Source organism: Nostoc sp. (genome assembly GCF_054880495.1).
This window is the reverse complement of the sequence record NZ_JBTYKD010000396.1, coordinates 1-5751: the sequence shown is the minus strand read 5'-3', so window position 1 is coordinate 5751 and position 5751 is coordinate 1. Positions and strand designations below refer to the sequence as shown.

Annotated in this window: 5 protein-coding genes and 1 pseudogene; 1 reads left to right on the top strand and 5 read right to left on the bottom strand. The window is 39.3% G+C overall.

Annotated elements, in window-relative coordinates; translation table 11 throughout:
* Window positions 1-178: 178 nt before the first annotated feature.
* Window positions 179-1045 (top strand): carboxylating nicotinate-nucleotide diphosphorylase, encoded by an 867-nt coding sequence (nadC, locus tag ACYTXL_RS33460; RefSeq protein ID WP_461928334.1) that lies wholly within the window; start codon window positions 179-181, stop codon window positions 1043-1045.
* A gap of 830 nt (window positions 1046-1875) precedes the next feature.
* Here nadC and ACYTXL_RS33455 read toward each other — a convergent pair.
* The 5 genes and pseudogenes from ACYTXL_RS33455 to ACYTXL_RS33435 form a co-directional block, all read right to left on the bottom strand.
* Complete coding sequence (locus ACYTXL_RS33455) at window positions 1876-2202, bottom strand: hypothetical protein (protein ID WP_461928333.1); 327 nt, start codon at window positions 2200-2202, stop codon at window positions 1876-1878.
* A 667-nt stretch (window positions 2203-2869) separates the two neighbouring features.
* Window positions 2870-4048, bottom strand: coding sequence for a DNA double-strand break repair nuclease NurA (locus ACYTXL_RS33450; RefSeq protein ID WP_461928332.1), 1179 nt, complete (start codon window positions 4046-4048; stop codon window positions 2870-2872).
* Window positions 4049-4307: 259 nt separating this feature from the next.
* Entirely contained in the window at window positions 4308-5093 is a 786-nt protein-coding gene (locus tag ACYTXL_RS33445) for an HAD family hydrolase (protein ID WP_461928331.1), read from the bottom strand.
* Between the two features lie 147 nt (window positions 5094-5240).
* The gene (locus ACYTXL_RS33440; RefSeq protein ID WP_461928330.1) at window positions 5241-5459 is read right to left on the bottom strand and encodes a hypothetical protein; all 219 of its coding nucleotides are present in this window, start codon (window positions 5457-5459) and stop codon (window positions 5241-5243) included.
* Window positions 5460-5492: 33 nt separating this feature from the next.
* Window positions 5493-5657, bottom strand: a pseudogene (locus tag ACYTXL_RS33435) (IS701 family transposase); the annotation flags it as partial.
* Window positions 5658-5751: the final 94 nt, after the last annotated feature.

Genomic DNA, 5751 nt, shown 5'->3' with positions numbered 1-5751 from the left:
AGCGTCGCTTTTTCTCGCTTCGCTTCAGGCACTTATTCAATATAGCGAACCTCGTTTATCTTGTCAACTATTTTTCCAAAATTCTTTTTGGACTGCTTTCAAGTCCCAATGAAAAGCTTGGATAGTAAGGGTTTTAGGCTATGGTATTCCTGGAAGTCACTAAGGAAGCAATAAGGTTGTGAGGAAATCTGGTGTTTTGCCGCCTTGGCTGGTTTTAGATCCACTATTGCGTTGCTGGTTGTTGGAGGATATTGGTAGGGGCGATCGCACAACAAATACTCTATTAGTAGAAGATGTGATGCTAGGCTCGGCTAAATGGATCGCTAAAGCTTCAGGGATAATTGCTGGCTTACCAGTTGCAGCTAGGGTGTTTCAGATATTGAATGAAAAAGTCAGCTTTGTGGCGGTTGCGGCTGAAGGTGCATGGTGTGAGCCGGGAGAGGTTGTAGCTCAAATTTATGGTTCGCTGGATGCGCTGCTGATGGGGGAACGGGTGGCGCTCAATTTGGCTATGCGGTTGAGTGGGATTGCTACGCTGACTAATATATATGTAGAGAAAATTGCTGATTTAACTGCTCAGTTGGTGGATACGCGTAAAACTACACCAGGGCTGAGACTGTTGGAAAAGTACGCGACTGCGGTGGGTGGGGCGATTAATCACCGTATGGGGTTAGATGATGCGGTGATGATTAAGGATAATCACATCGCGGCGGCTGGGGGAATTAGAGAAGCAGTTACCCGTATTCGTTCTCAGATACCTTATCCCTTGACAATAGAGGTTGAGACGGAAAGTTTAGAGCAGGTGAAAGAAGCTTTGCAGCACAACGCTGACATTATTATGTTGGACAATATGCCTTTGGATATGATGCGTCAAGCGGTGCAGTTGATTCGCCAGCAGGATAGCGGGGTGAAAATTGAAGCTTCGGGGAATGTGACTTTGGAAACGATTCGCGGTGTTGCACAGACAGGTGTTGACTATATTTCTAGCAGTGCGCCAATTACTCAGTCGAAGTGGTTGGATTTGAGTATGAGAATTGTACTTTAAATATAAGGAAACTTTTGATTTCTACAGCAATTTTCAGTCCTTCCCTCTCAGCTTAGTATTTTTCTAATTCTTGTTGAAGATAATTTTGAAATTCTATTAATCCTCCTTCTGCCCAACGTTGTGTGAAAGCTTTTAATTTTTTTATTTTATACACCTTTCCATTCGCAGGGAAGTGAACACCAGAAGCAAAGACAATGCTGGTACTAGGAGGAGCATTCCAATCATTAGTTACCCAAATAACTTCAACTGAACGATAAATATTAAATTCATATTTATCCGTTGATTCGGTGTTAATTTTGTCGTAGATTACCCGAACAATGTGTGTTCTTACACCATATTGTCTTAAAATTATCAGTTCTCCTTTTTCTGGTTTTTTTGCATTTTTTTCATCTTTACTATTTTGGTTTCTCCAGTGCAGTTTAATATGTTCTCCTATTTTGTCTGTTTCACCTGTCCATTTACTATCTTTTGTCTGATATAGAAGAAAAGTATTCTAATTCCAACCTAGTATCCAGCCACGAAAAAGCAGAATCTAGATCAAGAGTAGATAACTTCCATCCATGACAAGTTAAAATTTTCTCAAAAGCTGGAAATACATCCTTACACACCACATATGTATAAAATTATTCTCTATATTTTAGACAAGCGTTTTTAAGACTAATTTCTAAGTCTTTTCCGGTGTCTTCATCATGTTCAAAAAAATGTATTTTTCCATCTTCTCCTTCTTCGTAGAAGGCATAAGCATAACCTATTTCCCCTCTAGGCAAGAAACGTGGTAATTGATAATGCCCATAAGATAAATCATCTGGATAATCATCTGCTTTATTGTCTCAATGTACAGCTAACATATCCAAAATGTCTGGATAATCATTTAAATCTATTACAACCTTATTGGACAATAAAAGAGTTAAATCAATTGATGAATTGATTTTTGCCGATTTCTTAGAAGGATTAACAAGTTCATCTACACTAGATTTAATAACATCATTAGCCAAGCTTTGATTATCTATCTCTAATGAAAATGAAGAACTTCGGCGTCGGCGTTGTCGGGAAGATAAATACTCTTCTTCTGGATAGTCTATCGAGCTATCTGTAATTTTATCTATAGTGATACTTGTTTCAGCAAATAAAGAGGCTACATTTATATAATTCCCCAAAAGCTTTCTCAAATAACAACTAATTTCAGTAAATCGAAAAGTTGTGTAATTAAACGAAATAATAAGGGTTTCAGGCTACGTTTTTAGTCTTGCTTAAAGTGAATATCTGTTCTAGTCGCCAGAGTCTAGCTACAAAGCAGGAGTTTAAACGCTTATTATACTGGCATTTCAACTGATTAGCTTTGAAGCCTGAAATCAAGTAAACAGGACTTACGCAAACAATAGCTGAAACCCTTATTTTGAAGTAGGGGCAATTCATAAATTGCCCCTACAGCGTGTGGTTTTGCGTAAGTCCTAGTACAGAAAAGGTTTAGAGAAAACTTTGCGATTTACTGAATTTTAGGTAAGTAGGATGGCACAATAAAAGCAAACTATGTGAATAAAGATGAACTAGGCTAAAACGCTCTTCCCTTAGGCTTCCTGGCTTATGGCTCATCCCAACAACAAATATTTACGCCGGAGTGCTTAATGTTATTTTATCAGTTCTACTTATGCAAGCATTAGATTAAGGACTAATTTTTGTTAGACTACGATGTGAAATAAGAAGAGTGAGAAAAAAGCGATCGCTGTCTAGACTTGATAGATAAATACAATTTATCGCAACTTATTTAATAGTTAACAGTTATCAGTCAATAATCTTAATTCATACTGTTTACTATTCCCTGATTTAAGCAATACTGCCCCGCTTTCTGGCTTCTTTGTAGGAAGTTCCCACATTTTTCAGGCCAGCTTTAATCATTTGTTGTTCAAGGAGGGCAAAAAAACGCGCTCTATCGCCACCTTTTACCACTGCTTGATTATGCGCTTCGGCGATCGCTACAGGATAGCCATATCCTTTTTGTACTTGTGCTAGCATTAGTCCCAATGCTTGATCTAACATGGTTGCATTCTCTGCTACCCATGCCGGAACTTCGATTCGGGCGATTTCAGTACCAACGTGGACGTAGCAAAAGTAAATGGTTTGATCTCCGTATAGTTCGAGAATAGGGGAATTACTGCGCCACAAGGTACTGCGTTGTCCTGGTTTGAGTCGGGTTGCCCAAACAGAAGTATCTCGCAACTGTTCAAAAATTTTACAAGGTACTTTTTCTAGCTGATTTGGGCAATGACTTTTACAGTCTGGCATTGGATGGGGACAAGCCAACAACCGTAAAAAGTTCATTGTTTCGATGCTGCGAGAGGCGCTGAGATAGCCTATCAGGGGAATTTGAGCATCACGCATCTGCTGCCAAGCTTCAAGAATGGGAGGTAAAATCCGATCGCGTGCATCCATCGGCAATTGTTCTAAAAACCAGTAAATTAACGAACCATCTACCATCGCTAATGCTGGCGTTTCCCCTTGGGCTGCACCACATGCAAGTTCTGCTAATACTGTTGTTTCTGAAGCAGTGCGACGAAAACTCATCCATTCCTCGGTTCTAATTCCCCACTGCCGAGACATATATAAATCTTCGGGGCGGTAAAATACCTCTGGCAAACTATCGAGTAGCGGATGGCGATTTTGTCCGTAGTGTAAGACGACTCTGCCGATATTCAGGAGATAACAGTAAGCAATTTCGTGATGGTTGGGGGCAATTTGGGAACCATCGGTAGCGATGACAGTATGAATTTTTGGGGGAACTGGGATATCAATGCAGGTTTCTAGCGGCTCAATTGGAGTAGCATTAGCAAATAGAATGCGATCGCGCCATTTTTCCTGGCGATCGATTAAATCTTGTTGACACTCGTAAGCATTTTTGAGATGTTGTTGCGCCAATTCTAAGCGCTGGCGACTGGCAACAGCTTCTAAAGTAAGATGCTGACTTAAACCCTGCATTTGTCGCGCCAGTTTTGTCAGGTCAAGCATAAAGGTAAGTGAAGAGTGAAGAGTTAACTGAAATGGAAGGACGGAAGCTCTGATTTTTAATCTTTATTATTTACGTACATCTTTTAAATATTCTACTTCGTTGATTTCAGTCTAATTGAGTGGACTTGGGCTATTAGCCCGGAACTTAATTTCCGGGCGGGATATCAGTAAGGGCAACAATTTGACTATTACAAACATCTGGGCAATGACAAGCCCTTTCAGGGTGAACGCATCAAGAGATTATTGCAACTTTAATATATTAAAGCCAACTTGAGAAATCTTTGGGAAATTGAGACAGTGATAACAACTGAATTCGGCGATCATTTTGGGCAGCTTCCCGTTCTGTTTGGGTATTATAGCCCCAGTCGGCAAGGAAGAGTTTCACATCTTCAAGGTCTGTTTGCTGTTGGACTAACTGCAACGTCTTGAGTCTATCTTCTACAAACCATAGACTAACTGGCTTGTATATTTCTGCTTGCTTTAATTCTTGCAGAATTTCATATTTGGAACGCTTGACTTCTTTGCCAAAAATCGCTGCTGCTGGTAAATTAACTCCTTCTTGTTGCAATAAGTGTTGTATAAAACGCCCTTCTTTAGTTGTCACAATGTATAGCTTCACTTTACTGTCAAGAGTTAATTTGATTTTTTCTACTACACCCGGATAAAATCTATGCAGACTTAGCCAACCGTCTAAATCGGTAGTAATCCATTCATCCCGTTGGTTATCTAGTTTCGCACCAATTTCTCTTGCTTGTAGCTTGTCATTTAACAAAAGTTTCGGGGCGATGCTTGCCCATTCCTGAAGAATTGTTTCATCAGTAATTCCATCTACCAAGGCTTTGATTAAAACGGGCATTTCCCAACCTGTTTCAATTACAGGTCGCAGACGATAGAATCTCAAAGCTAAATCATCTGGTGGTGTGTCGTTAGCAGGCGACCAAATTTGACAGTAGGTGCGCCATGATACCTCAAAATATTCAATTAGTCCGTCGCAAATCACTCCATCAAAGTCTAGGGCTAAAATCGTGGGACTACTTGCGGTCATTGTTCTGAGGATTAAAACTGCTGTTGTCAGCTTACCCGATCCTGAAAGTAATTTTTGTATAAGAATATCTTAACAGGTCAATCTAGCAATAGCCTTTAGTAGCTAAGTTGTTTACAAAAGCTGAGTATTTGATAGTTATTTATTATACTAACTATATATCTGCTCATAAGTAAGATCAATAGTACGTGATTTTGTGTAAATCCGAACCTGAAGTATTTTAATATCTCCATATTCTCCAGAATATGCATTTACAAATTTAGTACCTTTTTCACCTACCACCTCAATAACAAAACCAGCACTTTTGCCAACAAAAACAAATGTTTGGTAATTTCTACCTTCAGCAAAAGCATACCCCTCTTCTGTCACTTTCCGGAGTGAGCAAGTAGTAACTAAGTGAAATTATCCAGAAGCATAAGAGGGTTTAAATTGGTTCATTGCACTAATTAATTGATTGAATACCAGCAATAAATTAGAATTGGGTAAAATATGTATCCAGGGATAAATCAACCAAAATAGTAAGAGTGGTTGGGCAATGAGACGCAGATTATTTAAAGTATTTTTCCATCAGGGTAAACGCATCTAAATCGCTCTCCCAAATTACTTAAAACTGGCTTCAAAAATCACGACTTATCCTGACTCTTTCCGGAACAATCCTTTA

Bases quoted from the DNA above. Each gene is read 5' to 3' on its own strand.
- ACYTXL_RS33450 (WP_461928332.1), bottom strand. From the start codon at position 4,048: ATGCTTGACCTGACAAAACTGGCGCGACAAATGCAGGGTTTAAGTCAG.
- ACYTXL_RS33445 (WP_461928331.1), bottom strand. From the start codon at position 5,093: ATGACCGCAAGTAGTCCCACGATTTTAGCCCTAGACTTTGATGGAGTG.